At 61.4% G+C, this 19,298-nt stretch carries 20 protein-coding genes; 14 read left to right on the top strand and 6 right to left on the bottom strand.

Annotated elements, in window-relative coordinates:
- Positions 1-648, bottom strand: coding sequence for a LexA family transcriptional regulator (locus PSEUDOMOFG3G_RS08210; RefSeq protein ID WP_107322285.1), 648 nt, complete (start codon positions 646-648; stop codon positions 1-3).
- Between the two features lie 186 nt (positions 649-834).
- Here PSEUDOMOFG3G_RS08210 and PSEUDOMOFG3G_RS08205 point away from each other — a divergent pair, with 186 nt between their 5' ends.
- Positions 835-1,119: a DUF6124 family protein gene (locus PSEUDOMOFG3G_RS08205; protein ID WP_139049606.1), complete on the top strand. Its 285-nt coding sequence runs from the start codon at positions 835-837 to the stop codon at positions 1,117-1,119.
- A gap of 491 nt (positions 1,120-1,610) precedes the next feature.
- Entirely contained in the window at positions 1,611-2,762 is a 1,152-nt protein-coding gene (locus PSEUDOMOFG3G_RS08200; RefSeq protein WP_047228474.1) for a M14-type cytosolic carboxypeptidase, read from the top strand.
- 98 nt (positions 2,763-2,860) lie between these two features.
- Here the strand turns inward: PSEUDOMOFG3G_RS08200 and PSEUDOMOFG3G_RS08195 are convergent, their stop codons facing one another.
- A complete protein-coding gene (locus PSEUDOMOFG3G_RS08195) occupies positions 2,861-3,397 on the bottom strand; it encodes a cytochrome b (RefSeq protein ID WP_139049605.1) in 537 nt (178 codons plus the stop codon).
- Positions 3,394-4,476: a catalase family peroxidase gene (locus PSEUDOMOFG3G_RS08190; protein WP_047228476.1), complete on the bottom strand. Its 1,083-nt coding sequence runs from the start codon at positions 4,474-4,476 to the stop codon at positions 3,394-3,396. The genes PSEUDOMOFG3G_RS08195 and PSEUDOMOFG3G_RS08190 overlap by 4 nt, the downstream gene beginning before the upstream one ends.
- A gap of 164 nt (positions 4,477-4,640) precedes the next feature.
- On the opposite strand from PSEUDOMOFG3G_RS08190, the gene PSEUDOMOFG3G_RS08185 reads away from it, so the two are divergent.
- Both PSEUDOMOFG3G_RS08185 and PSEUDOMOFG3G_RS08180 read left to right on the top strand, forming a co-directional pair.
- Positions 4,641-5,147, top strand: coding sequence for a sigma-70 family RNA polymerase sigma factor (locus tag PSEUDOMOFG3G_RS08185; protein WP_047228477.1), 507 nt, complete (start codon positions 4,641-4,643; stop codon positions 5,145-5,147).
- Positions 5,144-5,896: an anti-sigma factor gene (locus PSEUDOMOFG3G_RS08180; RefSeq protein ID WP_139049604.1), complete on the top strand. Its 753-nt coding sequence runs from the start codon at positions 5,144-5,146 to the stop codon at positions 5,894-5,896. Before PSEUDOMOFG3G_RS08185 ends, PSEUDOMOFG3G_RS08180 begins: the two co-directional genes overlap by 4 nt.
- Positions 5,897-5,940: 44 nt before the next feature.
- On the opposite strand, the gene PSEUDOMOFG3G_RS08175 is transcribed toward PSEUDOMOFG3G_RS08180, so the two are convergent.
- Complete coding sequence (locus PSEUDOMOFG3G_RS08175; protein ID WP_076383978.1) at positions 5,941-6,777, bottom strand: IclR family transcriptional regulator; 837 nt, start codon at positions 6,775-6,777, stop codon at positions 5,941-5,943.
- Between the two features lie 246 nt (positions 6,778-7,023).
- On the opposite strand from PSEUDOMOFG3G_RS08175, the gene PSEUDOMOFG3G_RS08170 reads away from it, so the two are divergent.
- The 8 genes from PSEUDOMOFG3G_RS08170 (at position 7,024) to PSEUDOMOFG3G_RS08135 (ending at position 15,224) form a co-directional block, all read left to right on the top strand.
- Positions 7,024-8,049 carry an ABC transporter ATP-binding protein gene (locus PSEUDOMOFG3G_RS08170; protein ID WP_139049603.1) on the top strand — a complete coding sequence of 342 codons (1,026 nt, stop codon included), beginning with the start codon at positions 7,024-7,026 and terminating at the stop codon, positions 8,047-8,049.
- Positions 8,046-8,915 carry an ABC transporter permease gene (locus PSEUDOMOFG3G_RS08165; protein WP_139049602.1) on the top strand — a complete coding sequence of 290 codons (870 nt, stop codon included), beginning with the start codon at positions 8,046-8,048 and terminating at the stop codon, positions 8,913-8,915. Before PSEUDOMOFG3G_RS08170 ends, PSEUDOMOFG3G_RS08165 begins: the two co-directional genes overlap by 4 nt.
- A 6-nt stretch (positions 8,916-8,921) precedes the next feature.
- Positions 8,922-9,716, top strand: coding sequence for an ABC transporter permease (locus tag PSEUDOMOFG3G_RS08160; protein ID WP_047228482.1), 795 nt, complete (start codon positions 8,922-8,924; stop codon positions 9,714-9,716).
- A gap of 7 nt (positions 9,717-9,723) precedes the next feature.
- Positions 9,724-10,014: a (2Fe-2S)-binding protein gene (locus tag PSEUDOMOFG3G_RS08155; RefSeq protein ID WP_047228483.1), complete on the top strand. Its 291-nt coding sequence runs from the start codon at positions 9,724-9,726 to the stop codon at positions 10,012-10,014.
- A gap of 154 nt (positions 10,015-10,168) precedes the next feature.
- Positions 10,169-11,524 carry an NAD(P)/FAD-dependent oxidoreductase gene (locus PSEUDOMOFG3G_RS08150; protein ID WP_139049601.1) on the top strand — a complete coding sequence of 452 codons (1,356 nt, stop codon included), beginning with the start codon at positions 10,169-10,171 and terminating at the stop codon, positions 11,522-11,524.
- Entirely contained in the window at positions 11,521-12,636 is a 1,116-nt protein-coding gene (locus PSEUDOMOFG3G_RS08145) for an FAD-binding oxidoreductase (protein ID WP_139049600.1), read from the top strand. Before PSEUDOMOFG3G_RS08150 ends, PSEUDOMOFG3G_RS08145 begins: the two co-directional genes overlap by 4 nt.
- An 18-nt stretch (positions 12,637-12,654) precedes the next feature.
- A complete protein-coding gene (locus PSEUDOMOFG3G_RS08140; RefSeq protein ID WP_139049599.1) occupies positions 12,655-13,716 on the top strand; it encodes an ABC transporter substrate-binding protein in 1,062 nt (353 codons plus the stop codon).
- Positions 13,717-13,868: 152 nt separating this feature from the next.
- Positions 13,869-15,224: a leucine-rich repeat-containing protein kinase family protein gene (locus PSEUDOMOFG3G_RS08135; protein ID WP_139049598.1), complete on the top strand. Its 1,356-nt coding sequence runs from the start codon at positions 13,869-13,871 to the stop codon at positions 15,222-15,224.
- Here the strand turns inward: PSEUDOMOFG3G_RS08135 and PSEUDOMOFG3G_RS08130 are convergent.
- Positions 15,221-15,925, bottom strand: a complete 705-nt coding sequence (locus PSEUDOMOFG3G_RS08130; RefSeq protein ID WP_047228487.1) for a YebC/PmpR family DNA-binding transcriptional regulator — start codon at positions 15,923-15,925, stop codon at positions 15,221-15,223. The genes PSEUDOMOFG3G_RS08135 and PSEUDOMOFG3G_RS08130 overlap by 4 nt on opposite strands.
- Before the next feature lie 220 nt (positions 15,926-16,145).
- On the opposite strand from PSEUDOMOFG3G_RS08130, the gene PSEUDOMOFG3G_RS08125 reads away from it, so the two are divergent.
- Positions 16,146-17,552, top strand: a complete 1,407-nt coding sequence (locus tag PSEUDOMOFG3G_RS08125; RefSeq protein ID WP_139049597.1) for a type VI secretion system Vgr family protein — start codon at positions 16,146-16,148, stop codon at positions 17,550-17,552.
- 189 nt (positions 17,553-17,741) lie between these two features.
- A complete protein-coding gene (locus PSEUDOMOFG3G_RS08120) occupies positions 17,742-18,290 on the top strand; it encodes a cytochrome b (protein WP_139049596.1) in 549 nt (182 codons plus the stop codon).
- A 6-nt stretch (positions 18,291-18,296) separates the two neighbouring features.
- On the opposite strand, the gene PSEUDOMOFG3G_RS08115 is transcribed toward PSEUDOMOFG3G_RS08120, so the two are convergent.
- Positions 18,297-19,205 (bottom strand): 1-aminocyclopropane-1-carboxylate deaminase/D-cysteine desulfhydrase, encoded by a 909-nt coding sequence (locus PSEUDOMOFG3G_RS08115; RefSeq protein ID WP_139049595.1) that lies wholly within the window; start codon positions 19,203-19,205, stop codon positions 18,297-18,299.
- Positions 19,206-19,298: the final 93 nt, after the last annotated feature.

The following is a 19,298-nucleotide window of genomic DNA, read 5'->3' as shown; positions in this document are numbered from 1 at the left end:
TCAGAACCTGATGGTGGCCTGCACGACCACACCGATGATGCGGCATTGCTCGGTGTACAGGGTTTTCGGGTAGGTGGGATTGAGCGGGACCAGGTAACGCTGCCCGCTCTCTTCAATCAACTTGCGAAAGGTGGCGTCACTGCTGTCAGGCAATTGGGCAACCACCAGTTTGCCTGGCACCGCGTCAATGGCCGGGTCCACCAGGATCGACATACCCTCGGGAATGCTCAACCCGCTGGGTGACGTCATCGCATCTCCCACCACCACGAGCCAGAATGCGTCCCCCTGAGCGTGATAGTCCGTCAGCTCATAGCGCGCCTGGCTGTAGGACGCCAGATCGCCTTCGCGAATCCCGCCTACCTCGCTCCAATCACTTACCGGGTAGCGGAAGTACGGATTGTACTTCTGCGCCAAGGCCATGCCTTCCTCGGTGGAGGTGTCCGGCTCGCGGATCACCATCGCCACTTCCAGAAACTCCAGCCCCAGCTCCCGCAGGACCCGGTTCATGTCGTCGACACTGGGTTGCCGGCGCTTGGTCAGCCAATGGCCGACGCCGCCCTGGGACATTCCCAAACGTTCTGCGAGCACCACTTGCGTGATGCGCAGCTCCTTCATCTTGGCCTTGACCAACTCTATCCATTTATCCATGAGCGGCACGATACTTGGCTGGCTCCGACCATCAAAACACAAAATGTAGTATTTAAATTATCGTCACAATTACGATAGGTACTATTCTGGATTCAGGATTTCAGCCCCTACACGGAGAATCTAGACACCACGGACAGACTCAACAACGATGAGCCCACCCGCCCTTTCGACAGTACACTCAACTCGCTGAAGGACTGCCCGGCGGCCCAACGCGCTCTGGACTACTACTTGAAACCGGGTATGTCGCAAGCGCCTGCAGAACATCGCTTCTTCGACGTAAACCGCAACATCAGCGCAGAAGAGGCCTTGGTTCATGCTTGCGACCTGCTGCGCTGTGCGGCCGCCACCGCCCAGGAATCCGCCAGCCGACTACAAGGGTCGAGCCGCGACCTGGCTTTTTCAGTGGTGCATATGATTGATCTGGTCAAGGTGATGCTTGACCGGTCACTGGATGGCTACCCTACTCGCTAGGCGTAACACTTGGGAATGGCACCGCGAATGCGGGACCAGGAAAATATTTTCCAATAGGCAGGATAAAAACATTTGACTTGCAAATGATAATGATTATTATTGCATCAGCTGGTCGCGAGATCAGTCGATAGGCCAGAAGACCTTAGGTCGGACTTCTGGAATATCTCCTCATCAGGCTAATCACGGTTTTTGACCCGGCTTTTTGCCGGGTCTTTTTTTGCCGATTTTTCGGCTTATGGCTTCAGGCTAATGAAGTCTTTTGGGTGTCGCTCATTCGATGGCGGCGATGATAGCAAATGAATATCCCTTTTCAAGCACTCCACGCCATACCGACGAAAACTATCGACAGGCAGCACTTGAGAATCAATCGCGGACTCACTAAGCTCCAATAGCGTCCAGGGAGGACGCCCCCTCTTTTCTGTCACGCAAATCGTCCCGACATCCTCCTCCTTGCGTGTAAAGTAACGGTCATAAAATCCATCACAGGAATCGTGACCGTGGCTAAATCTTCCTTTGATATCAGCGCCAATTTCGACAGCGGCAACATCGAGATCGTCGACATCAGCAATCCTTTGCAATCACTGCTGAAGATCAGACCCGACACCCGTAGCGCCCACTTCCAGTGGTTCCACTTCAAGGCCAGTGGCTTGCATGTCGGCCAGGAATATTCCTTTCGTTTGCTCAATGCCAGTCAATCGTCCTACAACAAGGCATGGACGGGTTACCAGGCCGTTGCCTCTTATGATCACGTCAACTGGTTCCGTATTCCCACACAGTTCGAAGGCGACGCCCTGCGCTTTCACCTGGAAGCCGAACAGTCCCATGCCTGGTTTGCCTATTTCGAACCCTACAGCCGTGGTCGTCACGACTGGTTGATCGAGCAGGCGCTGCACAAGGCCGGGACCGAACTGCTGGCCGTCGGCAAAAGCGTGGAAGGCCGCGACATTCAACTACTGCGCAAGGGCAGCGGTGCCGAAGGTCGACGCAAAGTCTGGATCATCGCCCAGCAGCATCCCGGCGAGCACATGGCCGAGTGGTTCATGGAGGGCGTGATCGAACGCCTGCAGCATCAGGACGACACGCGCTTGAACCGACTGCTTGCCAAGGCCGATCTGTATCTGGTGCCCAACATGAATCCTGACGGTGCCTTCCACGGCCATCTGCGTACCAATGCCATGGGTCAGGATCTCAACCGCGCTTGGCAGAACGCCAGTCCGGAAATCAGTCCTGAGGTATTTTTCGTACAGCAGCAAATGGAAAAATACGGCGTAGATTTGTTCCTGGACGTTCACGGTGACGAGGAAATCCCTCACGTCTTCACTGCCGGTTGCGAAGGCAACCCCGGCTACACGCCACGCATTGCCGAACTCGAAGAGCGCTTTCGCAGCGATCTCAAGCACCAGACCAAAGACTTTCAGACCGCTCACGGCTACACCCGCGACGCACCGGGCCTGGCCAACATGACCCTGGCCTGTAACGCAGTCGGCCAGAAATACGACTGCCTGTCCCTGACCCTGGAGATGCCGTTCAAGGATCATGACGACCACCCGGATCCTCGCACCGGCTGGTCCGGCAAGCGTTCGATGCAACTGGGCAAGGATGTATTGAGCACCATAGCGGACATGGTCGACGAGCTGCGCTAACGCTCCATCATCCAACGCTCTCCCCGTGGTGGGCACTCGGTGGCGAGGGATTCATTCCCTCGCCACAAGTTATCGTTTGTCGACAGGTAGCGGGGACTTCAATCCCGTCCTCGCAACATACTGTCCAACACCTCATCCCGACGCACCCAACCATGAAACAATGCCGCCGCCAGATGCACCAGCACGGTCAGGAACAATAGATAAGCCAGGTAGCCGTGGGCCTTGCGCAACAGTGCGAAAGTCTGGGCATCCGCCGGTACGATGGAAGGCAATTGCAGGGAGCTGCTGAGCATCACCGGGTCTCCCGCCGCTGAAATCATGCCCCAGCCCAACAGGGGCAGAATCAACATCAAGGCATACAACAGAGCATGGGACGCCTTGGCCACCAACGCCTGCCAGCCTGGCAGATCGGCCGGCAATGGTGGTTGGCGTGTCGTAAAGCGCACCACCAGGCGTACGATCACCAGCAGCAAAATCGCGATGCCCAAGGGTTTGTGCAACTGAAGCAGCCATTCATGGCGCTCGGACACCGAGGCCACCATGCCCGCGCCGATAAAGAGCATGGCAATGACCATCAATGCCATCAACCAGTGCAGCAGTCGAGCCAGCGGTGCGAAGTGTCGAGGGGCGCTCATGGGCGGGACTCCTGGTTGGCGGGCAATTGACTGACTTCGCTGGTGCGCCGCAAGTACGAACTGGCATACGCGGCAGAGCGCGCCGCCAAAAGCGGATCATCTGAACCTTCGATGCCGCTCGGCAGAATCAGCGGGTCATAGTTGATGTCGCGGCATTCGCCGTCGTCCTGTGACTGGGTGCGCTCCAGCACCAGCGTACCGGCGTTGAGCACCGTTCGATCTTCGGGCCAGGCTTTGCTGGCATCGTTCACCGGATCGCCCGGATTGGCCAACGTGATATTCAGCTGCCAGCGCAACGGCCCCGCTGCCAGGCGCTTGACCAGATCCTGTTCCAGAAAGTCAGCGCCCTGGGGTGGCGTCACGTCCGTGCCATCCGAAGCCACTGGCACCACGCCCCACCGCACCGCCTGGCGTTGTCCCGCAGGATTGACCAGATAGAACGCATTGATGCCGTTGTAGGTTTCGGTGGCATAGCTGGCCGATGGCCTGGCCGTCTTGATCCATTGCAGGAACGGTTTGGCTTCCGGGTGCGCGGCAAAGAAGGCGGGTACGGCCGCAGGGTTGGGTTTGCCCGTGGCCGGATCCGGCGATTGTGCCTGTTGCAACTGATAGAACGCTTCGGGCGTGCCCACCGGAAACACCGGCATGCTGTTCATGCCGGTACGCCACTGCTGCCCGTTGGCTTGGGTGAAGCGCAGCGCCAGGCTGCGGATCGGCACGCTGTTGTCCGGCGCGTAGGGGTTGCCGCTGGGCAAGGCAAACCGCCCGACGACCGGCGTGCGCGCCTCCAGGAAGACTTGGGCACTGGAATAGGGGCGAGCCTCACCGCTGCTTTGGAAATAGCCCGCAACGCAAACCCCTTTGGAGTGATTGCGACGAAAGCCCGGGTGCACACCGTTGTTCTTTTCCAGCACGTTGACCAGCGCATTCGGTGTCAGGCGTTGTGGGTCAAGGGTTCCGTTGACGTAGGCAAATGTCCCGGCCAACGCGGCAACAATCACAGCAATGCCGGTCAGGCGCAGCGCCAGGCTGGCGGCACTCAACGGCGGCCGGCTCGGTTCAAAGGAAGGGTCAACCATGACGAAGCTCCAAGGCCCAAGGCCGTTTGTACTAAAGGACCCGTCAGACGAAAGCCAGAGGGTTTTATTCCCACACTTCATATTTATTTTTCCCAGGCTGGAATAATCTCGTTCGCGAGTCGTCTTTCCACTCCCGGCGCAGTGACTGCCAAAGAAGCACAGCCATGAACGAACTCGACGAACAGTTGCGCACGCTCATCCCCCGACTACGGCGTTTTGCCGTGTCGTTGACGCGCAACCCCAGCAATGCTGACGACCTGGTGCAAGCGTGCCTGGAGCGGGCATTGTCAAAATGGAATGACAAACGGGCCGATGGTGACCTTCGGGCCTGGCTGTTTTCGATTCTTTATCGACAGTTTCTCGATAGCCATCGTCGTTCCCGACGCTATGCACGCATGCTGGAATTTTTCACCGGTCGCGATGATGCTCACCCTTCAGCCGAGCGCAGCGTGATCGCCCAATCGTCCCTCGAGGCTTTCGATCGACTGACGACCGAACAACGTGCGCTGTTGCTGTGGGTGTCGGTGGAAGGCTTGAGCTACCAACAAGTGGCCGACATCCTCGACGTGCCGACCGGCACCGTGATGTCGCGCCTATCCCGCGCCCGCCAGGCCCTGCGCCAACTCAGCGACGGCGAAATCACCCGCCCTGCCCTGCGGATACTCAAATGATCAGCATGCCCCCCAGCGACAACGACCTGCACGCCTTCGTCGATCGTCAACTGAGCGAAGCCGACCAGCGTCTGATGGAAAACTACCTGGCCAATCACCCGGAAGTCGCCGCCCGGGTCCAGGCCTGGCAACAGGACGCACAACACTTGCGCGCGGCCCTGAACGCAGGCCTGCAACACGCGCCTAATCCGGACCTCGACCCGACAGCGATCCGCCAACGCCTGAAACATCGGTTCCATCGCCATCTGGCCAGCGCGGCAGTGTTGGTGTTGGCCGTCAGTGTCGGCGGTTTGAGCGGCTGGAAGGCCCGGGAGATGACGCTCGTCAGCGCTATGCTGCCCATGAGCGACGCCTTGCAGGCGTATCGATTGTTTGCCCAGCAAGGCATCCTGCAGGCCGATTACCAAGGCGGCGATGAGAGCACCATGCAAGGCTGGCTCGACCGTTACTTCACCCGGGCCGACCGCCTGCCAGATCTGTCGGCGGCAGGTTTCAAGCCGGTCAGCGGACGATTGCTGAGCACCGAGCAAGGGGCGGCGGCGATGGTGGTTTATCAGGACCCGAGCGGCCAGAAGATCAGCTTCTACGTGCGTCCGCCAGGCCCGAAAAATTTCCTGCTACCGCGCGGCAGCCGTCGTGACGGCGAGTTGCAAGCCGAGTATTGGTCCGGACCGGGATACAACTATGCGATGGTCATACCCAGTGATACGCCAGCGGCGCAAAAGCTCAAGCAAACCCTGAATTTCTGAGCGCTGCAGCCCGCTCCCGCAGAGGTCGGGGATGCCCGTGAAATTCAACCCTGCCCAAACACCTGCGAAGGTCTGCGCAGCAGCGGGTCGAACGGGTTGACTCGCGGTCCGATCAGGGCGGCCTCGCGCTTGAGCATTTCCACCACCGTCGGCAGCCGGTCGGGCCCCAGTCGATCACTCACGGTCGCCACGCTCAACGCCGCCACGGCGCGGCCCTCCCGGTCCAGGATTGGAACAGCCACCCCGGCCATGCCTTGCAACACGCCAGTGTTGCGTCCGGCGTAGCCCAGCGCGCGCACGCTCTCCACTTCCGTGCGCAGGAAGACTTCATCGTACAAATGAAAATCCTTGAGCCGTGGCAGGTTGTACTGGATCACCGTGTCGCGCTCTTCTTCCGGCAGGAATGCCAGGATCGCCAGGCTGCCCTGCCCCACGCCCAACGCCACGCGACCGCCTATGTCGCCGGTGAATGTGCGGATCGGGAAAGGACCTTCACTGCGGTCCAGACAGATCGCATCGAAACCACTGCGCGCCAACAGAAATAACGAATCCCCCAGGGACGCCGACAGCCGCAGCATGGCAGGGCGCGTCAACTCACGCAGGTTGCCGGTGTTCCCGGCACGCGCGGCCAAGGCAAAAAAGTCCAGGCTCAGGCGATAGCGTTTGCTGCGCGCGTCCTGCTCGACCATGCCCTCGTCCATCAGACTGCGCAGCATGCGATGTGTGGTGGGTTGAGACAGACCGATGCGCTGAGCCAGTTGCGTGACCCGCTCTCCGCCCTCGACGGTGTCACCCAGGCTACGCAACACGGCAAACAGTCGAGAGACCGCGCCGACCCCGACTTCGTTTTTTTCGCTATTCCGATCAGTGGAATCAGGCATGAAGTTTCTCGCTTGTTAAATTTACTCACCGAAGGAAACTGAAAATAGTCGTCGTCTCAGTGAAATAGTCCATTGAGCCCATCCTATTCTTCGTCCTACTCTGCGTCCATACAGGGGCGATTCGAACAACAGCGGCAGCCGACTTGACGTCGAGCGCCAACGCACCCCGCAGCATCCCTTCGTATCTGCCCATACAAAAAAGCGCGCCTTGTGGCGACGCATAACAATCTCAGGTGGAGCGCAATCATGGCTTTTGTGCAACTTGAAGGACTTGGCAAACGTTACGGCGACATCGATGCCGTGGTGGACACCCATCTCTCGGTGGAAAAAGGCGAATTCGTCTCGCTGCTGGGCCCCTCCGGCTGCGGCAAAACCACCACTTTGCAAATGATCGCCGGCTTCGTCGAAGTCAGCAGTGGGCGCATCCTGCTGGACGGTCGCGATATCACCCATGCCAAGCCCGCCAGTCGGGGCCTGGGCGTCGTGTTCCAAAGCTACGCGCTGTTCCCCCACATGACCGTCAAGGACAACGTCGCTTTCGGCCTGCGCATGCGCAAAGTGCCCGGCGCCGAGCTGCAACAACGGGTGGATCGGGTGCTGAAGCTGGTGCGTCTGGACCAGCACGCCGAGCGCTACCCGCGGGAACTCTCGGGCGGCCAGCGCCAGCGCGTGGCACTGGCCCGGGCGCTGGTGATCGAACCGCCAGTGCTGCTGCTCGACGAACCGCTGTCCAATCTCGACGCCAACCTGCGCGAGGAGATGCAGTACGAAATCCGCCGCATTCAGCGGGAAGTCGGCATCACCACATTGATGGTGACCCACGACCAATCCGAAGCACTGTCCATCAGTGACCGAGTCGTGGTGATGCAGGCCGGGCGAATCACTCAGATCGACGCGCCGTACACCCTCTACGAACACCCGCGCACCGAATTCATTTCCGGCTTCGTCGGCAAAGCCAACCTGCTGCCCGGCGAGCGCGACGGCCAGGGCAATGTTCAAGCTTGCAGCCAGGGCCACGGCGAACTGGTCTTGAGCCTGCGTCCAGAGAAAATCGATCTGTGCCAAGCCGGCTCGGGTCGGTTGCAAGGCGTCATCGTCAGCCGCTTCTTCCTCGGCAGCCAATGGCTGTACGGCGTCTCGACCAACCTGGGCGAGCTCAGCGTGGTGCGACGCAACGACGGCTGCGCGCCGATGACCGAAGGCACGGCGGTAGGTCTTGACTGGGATCCGGCGCTGCTGCGGGTGCTGAGCGTGGACGAGGTGCCGGCATGAAGCTGATCGATGCAATGCGCCGGGGAAGGCAAGGCTATCTGATGTCCGCGCCCGCCCTGGCCTGGTACCTGGGTCTGCTGGTCATTCCCTTGGGGCTGACGTTGGTGCTGTCGTTCAATGTCTTCGACTACGGCACGGGCATCGACGGGGACGCCTACACCCTCGACCACTACGCCAGCCTGCTGAGCGACCCGTACTATTACGAGATTTTCTTGCGCACATTCTGGATCAGCGCACTCACCACTATTTTGTGCGTGCTGATCGGCGTGCCCGAGGCTTATATCCTCAGCCGCATGGGCGCGCCGTGGCGCTCGATCTTCCTCATTCTGATTCTCACGCCGCTGCTGATTTCGGTGGTGGTGCGGGCCTTCGGCTGGAGCCTGCTGCTGGGTGCCGACGGGCTGGTCAACCAGACTTTGCAAGCTTTGGGCGGCTCACCGATGAAGCTGCTCTATACGCCGTTTGCCGTGGTCATCGCCCTGGTGCATGTGATGCTGCCATTCATGATCATCCCGGTCTGGACCTCGTTGCAAAAACTCGATCCGGCCGCCGAACAGGCCGCACTGTCCTTGGGCGCGAGCCAGTTGACGGTGATGCGCAAGGTCGTGCTGCCGCAGATCATGCCCGGCGTCTTGTCCGGCACCCTCATCGTGTTCGGCCTCGCCGCCAGTTCCTTCGCCATTCCCGGCCTGCTCGGTGGGCGCCGCCTGAAAATGGTCGCCACGCTGATCTACGACCAGTACCTGTCGGAGCTGAACTGGCCGATGGGCGCGGCCATTGCCGTCGCGCTGCTGCTGCTCAACCTGCTGATCATGCTGTCGTGGAACCGCATGATCGAAGGCCGCTACAAGAAGTCATTGGGGTAACTCGTCATGTCCAGGAACGGTCCTTTCGCCCTGTTGTTTCATGCCCTGGTGGTGGTGTTCATGATGGCGCCGCTGGTGGTGGTCTGTCTTGTTGCCTTCACCCCGGAAAATACCCTGAGCCTGCCGACCACGGCGTTTTCCCTGCGCTGGTTCCGTGCGGTGTTCGAACGCGCCGACTTTATCGATGCGTTCTACAACAGCCTGATCCTGGCATTCAGTGCGGCGTCGTTGGCGACGTTGATCGCGGTGCCGGCGGCGCTGGCGATCACACGGCTCGAATTTCCTGGCCGGGATTTTTTCAATGGCCTGTTCCTGTCGCCGATCATCATTCCACACCTGGTACTGGGTGTGGCGTTGCTGCGGCTGTTTGCGCTGATGGGCGTGAACGGCAGCTTCACCTGGCTGATCTTCGCCCATGTGCTGGTGATTACACCGTATGTACTGCGTCTGGTGCTGGCCTCGGCCATCGGCCTGGACCGCAGCGCCGAGCAGGCCGCGCAATCGCTAGGGGCCGGGCGCTTCACGCTGTTTCGGCAAATCACCTTGCCGATGATCCTGCCCGGGGTAGCCGGAGGCTGGTTGCTGGCGTTCATCAACAGCTTCGACGAGGTCACCTTGTCGATCTTCGTCACTTCACCGGCCACGCAAACCCTGCCGGTGCGCATGTATGTCTACGCCACCGAATCCATCGACCCGATGATGGCGGCGGTGTCGGCGCTGGTCATCGCGCTCACGGCGCTGACCATGATTCTGCTCGACCGGGTCTATGGCCTGGATCGAGTTCTGGTGGGCAAACAATGAGGGCGCCATGGCTCTGTTGAAACGACTGGCCGAAGGCGACCGCCCGGCATTGGACTTTATCCTCGACGGCAAACCGGCCATCGGTCTGCTGGGCGATACCCTGCTTACCGCTGTGCTGACCTGCAGTGAACACTTGCGCGGCAGCGACTTCAGCGCCGAGCCCCGGGCCGGTTTCTGCCTGATGGGCGCCTGCCAGGATTGCTGGGTCCGCCTGGGCGACGGCCGCCGCGTGCGCGCCTGCTCGACGCTTCTTGAAGCCGGCCAGCAGATCACCCGCGAACCGGGGCGCCAGCCATGAACAATGCCGTCTGGAATGGCCCCATCGCGAACAGACTCGCTGCCACAGGGGACTTGCAGCAAGCATCACCACCGTCCCCCTGTGGCAGCGAGCCTGCTCGCGATGGCGGCGACGATAGCAGCATAAATCCCACAGCATCGCCTGCGAGGTGGCTATGAAACCGGTAGCCATCATCGGGGCCGGCCCGGCGGGTATCCGCGCCGCCCAGACCCTGGTCGCCCACGGCGTATACCCCGTCCTGCTGGATGAAGCCGCACGCGGTGGCGGACAGATCTATCGGCAACAACCGGCCAACTTCAAGCGCTCGCCGGCCAAGCTGTATGGCTTTGAGGCGCACAAAGCCAGCGCCCTGCACCAAACCTTCGACGCGTTGCGCGAACAGCTCGATTACCGGCCAGACACACTGGTGTGGAACGCCGAGTCGGGCCTGCTGGATACCTTGCATGAGGGCCGCGCCGCGCGCCTGGAGTACGCCAGCGTGATCGTCGCAACGGGCGCCACTGACCGAATTCTTCCCGCTCCGGGATGGACTCTGCCCGGTGTGTACAGCCTGGGCGCGGCGCAGATCGCCCTGAAGTTCCAGGGTTGCGCCATCGGCGAACGGGTGGTGTTCGCCGGCAGCGGCCCTTTGCTTTATCTGGTGGCTTATCAATACGCCAAGGCCGGCGCCAAGGTGGTCGCGGTACTCGACAGCTCGCCCTTGAGCGCCCAGGCCCGCGCCCTGCCCGGCCTGCTGGCTCAACCGGCCACACTGGCCAAGGGGCTCTACTATCGCGCCTGGCTGAGCAGCCACGGCATCGCTGTGCATCAGGGTGCGAGCCTGTCGCGTATCGACGGAGAACGACGCGTCCAGTCATTGCAGTGGCGCAACGCAAAAGGCTTGCAATCGCTCGACTGCGACGCGGTGGCCTTCGCCAACGGCTTGCGCAGCGAAACCCAACTGGCTGACCTGCTGGGCTGCGAATTTTCCTGGAGCCCCCTAAACCGCGCCTGGCTGCCGCAGCGTGACCCTGCCGGTCGCAGCAGCGTGCCGGGGATCTACCTGGCAGGCGACGGGGCCGGAATCATGGGTGCCGACGCCGCGGAAATCGCCGGCGAACGTGCGGCCCTGGCCTTGCTCGAAGACCTCGACTACCTGGTCGACCCGCAGCGTTGCGCCCAACTGGAACAATCCCTGGAACGCATCGGCCGTTTCCGACAGGGCCTGGAGCACGCCTTTGTCTTTCCCACGGATTGGGCCGCCCACGCCGCTGACGACCTGATGATCTGCCGCTGCGAAGAAGTCAGCGCAGGTGAGATCCGCCAGGTAGTAGGTGAAGGCCATTGGGAAATCAACCGGGTCAAGGCCCATTGCCGAGTCGGCATGGGGCGTTGCCAAGGGAGAATGTGCGGCGCGGCAGCGGCGGAAATCATTGCCAGCGAGAGCGGGCGTCCGGTCGGCGAAATCGGCCGGATGCGGGCACAGGCACCGGTCAAACCCGTACCGTTTGGCCTGGAGGTCGAGCCATGATCGAAGTGGATGTCGTGATCATTGGCGGCGGTATCGTCGGCGCCTCGGCCGCGCTGTTCCTGAGCAAGGCCGGACGCCGGGTGGCATTGCTGGAGCGAGACTTCTGCGGTTCGCACTCCAGCGGCGTCAACTACGGCGGCGTGCGGCGCCAGGGTCGACCGTTGTCACAACTGCCGTTGTCGCAACGGGCCCATGAAATCTGGAGCCAGTTGCCGCAGTTGATCGGCATCGACGGGGAGTACCAGCGCAGCGGTCACCTGAAACTGGCCCGCAGCCCCGACGACTTGCGAGCCCTGCACGACTATGCCGCCAACAGCCAGGGCTTCGGCCTTGATCTGCAACTGCTGGATCGTGACCAGTTGCGCGCCCGCTTCCCATGGGTCGGCGCAGTTGCAGTCGGAGCATCCCTCTGCCCGGACGACGGCCACGCCAATCCGCGACTGGTGTCCCCGGCATTTGCCCAGGCGGCCCGCAGGCATGGCGCACAGGTCTTTGAACAATGCGCAGTCAGCCAAGTGCAGCATGACGGTCAGCACTTTAGTGTGCGTACCGAAACGGGCCTGGTGCTTCAGGCCCCCTGGCTGCTGAACTGCGCGGGCGCCTGGGCGAGCCATTTTGCCGCGCAATTTGGCGAAGCGGTGCCGATGCACGCCGGGCATCCAGCGATGCTGGTCACTGAGCCATTACCCTTGGTGATGGATGCCAGCACCGGCGTGGAGGGCGGCGGTATCTACGCCCGCCAGGTCGCCCGTGGCAATTGCGTGCTGGGGGGCGGCCAAGGTTTCGCCCTGGACAATTCCCGCGCCCGCCCCGGCCAGAACGCAGTGGTCGACATCCTGCGCCAAGCCGTCGAGCTCTACCCTTTTTTGGAAGGTGCCCAGGCGATTCGCACCTGGAGCGGCACCGAAGGTTACCTGCCCGATCGCCAACCGGTGATCGGCCACAGCAGCACCCAACCCGGCCTGTTGCATGCGTTCGGCTTTGCCGGCGCAGGTTTTCAGATCGGTCCCGCGGTGGGCCAGGCGCTCACCGAGATCATCTGCTGCGGCGCGTCAAAAACGTCGCTGGATGCGTTTTCAATCACCCGGTTTCACTCCATCTCCGTTGCTTGATAGAGGAAGGTCGCGCCAATGAATAACGTCAAACGCAGTGCACTGTTCGGTTTCTGCTCGCTGGGTTTCTCCTGCCTGGGCGCCCTGCTCCCCGTCAGCCAGGCGATGGCCGAGCCGACGCTTTATCTGGGCATGAACGGTGGGACCATGGAGCGGCTTTACGCCGACAAGGTCTTGCCGGCCTTCGAAAAAGCCAACAACGTCAAAGTGGTGATCGTGCCCGGCACCTCCGCCGACATCCTGGCGAAAGTCCAGGCCAGTAAAGGCAACCCGCAAATGCACGTGATGTTCCTCGACGACGGCATCATGTACCGCGCCATCGCCATGGGGCTGTGCGACAAGCTCGAAGACAGCCCGCCCCTGGCCCAGATTCCGGCCAAGGGCCGCATCAAGGGTCAAGCCGTGGCCGTCAGCCTCGGTGTCACGGGACTTGCCTACAACACACGGTTGTTCAAGGAAAATGGCTGGAGTGCGCCCACCTCCTGGATGGACATGGCCGATCCGCGCTTCAAGGACAAACTGGTGTTCCAGTCCCTGGCTTCCTCGACCTTCGGCCTGCACGGTTTTCTGATGTTCAACCGGATCCAGGGCGGCAGCGAAACTGACGTCGAACCGGGCTTCAAGGCCTGGCCAAACACCGTCGGACCCAACGTGCTGGAATACATCCCCAGCTCAGCGAAGATCTCCGAAATGCTGCAAACCGACGAAGCCGCGCTGTTCCCGTTGACGCCGACCCAAGTGACCGCGCTCAAACTCAAGGGCATGCCGGTCGAGTACGCGCAACCCAAGGAAGGCGCGGTGGTGCTCAATGTCGCTGAGTGCGCCATTGCCCAGAACACCCAGCCTGAACTGGCGCAAAAGCTCGCCGCCTTCCTGCTGACGCCCGAAGCCCAGGCCATCGCCCTGGAAGAAGGCGACCAGATCCCGTCCAACCCCACCACACCGACCACTGACAAAACCCGCGGCCAGGTAGAGGCGATGAAGCAGTACCTGGAAACGGCGATTGCGGTGGATTGGGACCAGGTCAACGAACAACGCCCGGCCTGGAACGCACGATGGAACCGCAGCGTCGAGCGCTAGACACCTTCGACGCTGGCGAGGGGACTTTTGTGGGGGCAAGTCTTGCTCCCACAGATAAAACCTTCGCCACAGGGTGTTGTGTTGAACTGATTATTGGTTAACTGTGCGGCTTCGGGCTTGATGCCCGCCCCTTGATCAGCAGCGAACCTCTCATGCACACCCTCGCTCAACTGCGCGCCGGCCAGCTGTCGGGCATCAAACGGCTGGATCTGTCCTGCGGCCTGACACAGTTCCCCCGGGAAATTTTCGACCTGGCCGACTCGCTCGAAGTCCTCAATCTCAGCGGCAACCAATTGACTGCGCTGCCCGATGATCTGCATCGGTTGCCCCACCTGCGGGTGTTGTTCTGCTCGGACAACCACTTCATTGAATTGCCCGAATGCCTGGGTCGCTGCGCGGCATTGACCATGGTCGGTTTCAAGGCCAACCGCATCGAACGCGTGCCCGGCGCTGCCCTCCCTCCGCTATTGCGCTGGCTGATCCTGACGGACAACCGCATCAGTCTGTTGCCGCAAGAGCTCGGCCAACGCCCGCACTTGCAAAAGCTCATGCTGGCCGGCAACCGATTGCGACAGTTGCCCACGAGCCTGAGGCAGTGCCATCGTCTCGAACTGCTGCGCATCGCCGCCAACCAATTGACCGAGCTGCCGCAATGGTTGCTCGAGTTGCCAAGCCTGAGTTGGCTGGCCTATGCCGGCAACCCGCTGGAAACCCAGGCCAACGCCGACCTCCTGGCGAGGACGACGCCCATCGACTGGTCGCAACTGAACGTGCATCAACAATTAGGCGAAGGCGCTTCGGGGGTGATTCATCAGGCGCTATGGCAACCACCGGGTCAGGTCGCGCGACACGTCGCGCTCAAACTGTACAAAGGCCAGATGACCAGCGACGGCTCGCCATTGCATGAAATGCACGCCTGCATCACCGCAGGTCGTCATCCGAACCTTATCGACGTGCTGGGCCAGATCAACGGGCACCCCGAGCAACAGGCCGGACTGGTGATGGACCTGATCGCGCCCAGCTACCGCAACCTGGCGGGGCTGCCGAGCCTGGAGTCCTGCACCCGCGACGTGTATGCCGACGCACTGCGTTTCAGCGCTCCCGTGGCCTTGCGCATCGCCCTGGGCATCGCCTCGGTGGCGGCGCACCTGCACCGCCAGGGCATTACCCACGGCGATTTGTACGGGCACAATATTCTGTGCAATGACCAGGGCGACTGCCTGTTGGGCGACTTTGGCGCGGCGTCTTTCCACGCCACTGCCGACACAGTGCAAACCCGTGCGTTACAACGCATCGAAGTGCGAGCATTCGGGATTCTGTTGGGGGAATTGCTGGCGCGGATCGAACCGGGGCTCAATGCTGAGGAACTGGCAACGTTGCAGGATCTGCAGGCGCGCTGCTGTCAGCCGCAGGTGCTGGGGCGGCCGGGGTTTGAGGAGATTGAAGGCTTACTGCGCGACTGTGGCGAAGGAACTGGCTCCCTCGCCACAGGGGGTTGTGGTGCTTAACCGGCCAACCCGACAAACATGTCCTGCACGTCGTCGTGATTGTCCAGGCCCTCAAGGAACGCCTCGACTTCGGCCATTTGCTCGTCCGTCAGGCCACTGACCGGGTTTTTCGGCTGGTAGCCGAGCTTGGCGGACAGCACGGTGAAACCTTGCTCCGGCAGCGCCTTCTGCACCGCATCCAGGTCGGAAGGATCAGTGAGGAACAGCGTCGCGCCGTCTTCGCCCGGTTCGAAATCCTGGGCGCCGGCCTCGATGGCGGCCATTTCCGGATCAGCGTCGGGGCTGTCCGGGGCGGCTTCGATCATGCCGACATGGTTGAAGTCCCACGCGACCGAACCCGAGGCACCCAGTTGGCCCTTGCGAAACGCAACGCGAATCTCGGCAACGGTACGGTTGATGTTATCGGTCACGCATTCGACGATCAGCGGCACCTGATGCGGTGCGAAGCCTTCGTAGGTCACACGATGGTACTGCACGGTTTCGCCGAGCTGGCCGGAGCCTTTCTTGATCGCGCGCTCCAGGGTCTCGCGGGGCATCGAGGCCTTTTTCGCCTGCTCGACCACCAGTCGCAGATGCGCATTGGTGGCAGTGTCAGCGCCGTTGCGCGCGGCAATGGTGATTTCCTTCACCAGCTTGCCGAAGATCTTGCCCTTGGCGTTGGCAGCCGCTTCTTTGTGTTTAACCTTCCACTGTGCGCCCATTACTCACTCTCTTGTCTGTCGCGCCGAGACATCTGCTGGCCGGCGCTGTGGCGCAAGTTTATACGGCCTAAACCGGCTGATCGACCAAAAAATCACCGCCGATGAATCAACATTTCCCCGACGTGCTGTAGGGAGTTTCTGAAATGGCGATTTGGGGCCCCCTTTCCTCCTGCGGTTTCGTACTCTCGTGAACTTATCTCCCCAGCCAGTAAGAACCGCGATGCGCAACGAATCGGAAAGTCCTTTCAGCCTGACCCTCACGCAAAGCGACTTGCGCCTGCAAGTCCTGAGGTTTAACGGTCGCGAAGCGCTCAACCAGCCATACCGTTTCGACCTTGAATTGATCGGGCTGTCGCCGCCGATCAATCCCGACACGTTGCTGGACCAGCCTGCCTTCCTGCGCCTCGATGGCGAATGCGGTGTGCATGGCGTTGTGCACAGCGTCGGCGTGACGAGCCACGCCCCACAGCGCATCGGCTATCGCTTGACGCTGGTGCCGTACCTCCAGCGCCTGGAACAGGGCCCACGGCGACGGGTTTTCTACCGGCTCAGCGCTGTGCAGATCCTGCATCGACTGCTGGAAGACAATGCGCTGCCGGCCCACAGCTATCGCTTTGAACTGCCCCATGGGCAGTACCCGTGCCGCCCGTTCTGTATCCAGTACGAGGAGAGCGATCTGGAGTTGCTGCACCGGTTGTGTGAAGAAGAAGGCATTCATTACCACTTCGAACACACCGTTCATGGCCATGTCCTAGTGTTCGCCGAAGACCCGAAAAGTTTTCCCGCCCGTCCGGTCGAACTGAACCTGTGCCCTGATCCCGGCCAGCAACCAGCCCTCAGGCAGGTGTACCAGCGACACTGCGCAATGACCCATGGCCTGCCGGCCGGCTTCAGTGATCGCGACACAAGCCAAGCCGGGGACAGCGCGGCCAATCACGCCTTCGAAGGTGAAAATCACGAGACGATACGCAGCAGTCCGACGTTGGCTCATCGCTACCAGGCCGGCCGCCGCAGACTTGAGCGGCTGCGCTGTCGACAGCGGGAAATCCAGGGCCAGAGCCACCAGCCCTTCCTGCGCAGCGGCCATATCGTGCAGATCAGTGAACACCCGGAGTCCACTTTCAACGACCAGTGGCTGATCACCGATATCCAGCACCGCGGGCGGCAATTTTCCATCCTTGAAAGCAATCTGTCGCCCACACCGGCGACCCGCGATTACCGTAACCGGTTTTCGGCCATCCCATGGTCCACCGTATTCAGGCCTGCCCTCAAGCATCCAAGACCCTGCATCCCCGGCTATCACCTCGCATACGTACTCGACCCTGGCGATCAGCCGACACGCCCCGATCACCGCGGCCGTGTCACTGTCAGCCTGTGGACCCCGGATAACGAAGGCATCACGCTGCCGGTGTCACGCCTGACGCTGAATGAGCGGCCCGCCCTGAGGACCGGCAGCGTAGTGCTGGTGAGCTTTCTCGATGGTGACCCCGACCGACCGGTGCTGTGCCTGGGGGTAGGCGATGTCGGCGGTGGGCAGCCCGCCATACAAACGAAACCGGTGCAGGGTCAAAATGACACAAGGCTGCTATTGGACTGGCTCCTGAATCCGCCAGACCTGACACCCTGACCTCCTTGCGTGACCAGGGCGCTTGCTCCCGCGCGGCGGCGCAACAGCCGCCATCCTGTGAATGCATTGATCGGGGTTGTTCATACTGGCGAAACTGATCTGGCTCAAGCGAACCCGAAAAAACGGGCTTACAGTAGGAGCACTACGCCGCATAAGACGGTGCTCTACCTGATGACTGGAGATACCTGCATGCCCTGGAAAAGCTCGGAAAACCGCTACAGTACCGTCACGGTCGCCCTGCATTGGCTGATGCTGATTCTACTGGCCGTGGTTTATGCCTGCATCGAACTGCGAGGGATATTCCCCAAAGGCAGTGACGGCCGGACCCTGATCAAAGAAGCTCACTTCATGCTCGGCCTGACCGTGTTTGTGCTGGTCTGGCTACGCCTGTTCGCCCGCAGCATGGGGAAGGCTCCAGCCATCTTTCCCGCCTCGCCTGCCTGGCAGACCTTCCTTGCCCACCTGATGCACTGGGCGTTGTACCTGTTCATGATCGCCATGCCATTGCTGGGGTGGCTGATCACCAGTGCCGAAGGGCATCAGGTGATGTTCTATGGTTTCGACTTGCCGCTGCTGATCGATCAGGACAAAGACTTTGCCAAACAACTGGAGGGCTGGCATGAGTTGGGAGGCACCATCGGCTACTGGCTGATTGGCCTGCATGCCCTGGCGGGGCTGTACCACCACTACATCGTGCGCGATAACACCCTGCTGCGGATGATGCCCAAACGCGGCTGACGCTGGTTATTCAAACCCTCGGCGGCCTTGCAAGCCGCCGGTGTGAACGAAAATCAAGCGGGTGCCACGGGCAAACTGTCCGGCCTCGACCCGCGCCTTGAGCAGCATCAACGCCTTGCCGGTATACAGCGGCTCCAGTTCGATGGCGCCAGTGGCGTGGATGAAGGCGACGAGTTCGGCGTCGACCCGGGCGAAGCCGCCACGGCTGCCGTCGAACAACTCATAACGCGGGTTGCAGAGACCTGCTTGCCCCACGATGCTTTCGACCTGCTGCGCCACGCCGTGATCCGCAGGCACAGCCAACACGCCGTAGACCGGGTGCTCCCCCGCTTCAGCCAACACCAGCCCCGCCAGGGAGGTCCCGGTACCGCAGGCCAGCCACCAGCCGTGATAATCCACCCAGCCCAACGCCGCCAATTGTTCACGCGCCCCGGCCACCCAATCCATGCAACCCTGCGCGCCGGACAACCCTGAACCGCCCTCAGGCACCGGATGCAGGTGCGGGTATTGCGCCTGCCAGGGTTGCCAGAAATCCGCGGCGTGCCGCCCTCGGTATCCGCCATAACCCAGCCAGTGCAGATCCATGTCGAACGCTTTGAGGTCAAGGACCGTCGGCGTTTCCTGGGGATGGCCGCGCAGCAGCCCGACCGTTGGGAACCCGAAGCGCTTGCCAGCCGCCGCCAGCGCATGCAGATGGTTGGAATAGACACCGCCCAGGCTCATGATCCCCTTGGCACCGGCCCCATGGGCAGCGCGCACATGGTGAACCAGCTTGAACCACTTGTTGCCGCTGATCAGGGGGTCAATCTGGTCCAGACGCAGCACCGCCACTTCTATTCCGGCACGGGCGAGCCAGTCCAGATGAAGGAGCTCCAGGCGGGGTTGGGGGTGCCAGTCGAGGCAGGAAAGCAACATTGCAGCAGGCCGAATCGGGACGAGCCGCAAGTTTAACAGCTAGGTCGCGGATGACCTCAGTGCCTGTGTTCATTGCAACCCCTTGTGGGAGCG

This window comes from Pseudomonas sp. FG-3G (genome assembly GCF_901007645.1).
Taxonomy (GTDB): domain Bacteria; phylum Pseudomonadota; class Gammaproteobacteria; order Pseudomonadales; family Pseudomonadaceae; genus Aquipseudomonas; species Aquipseudomonas rhizophila.
The sequence above is the reverse complement of the archived record's forward strand: the minus strand, read 5'-3'. Positions and strand labels throughout refer to the sequence as shown.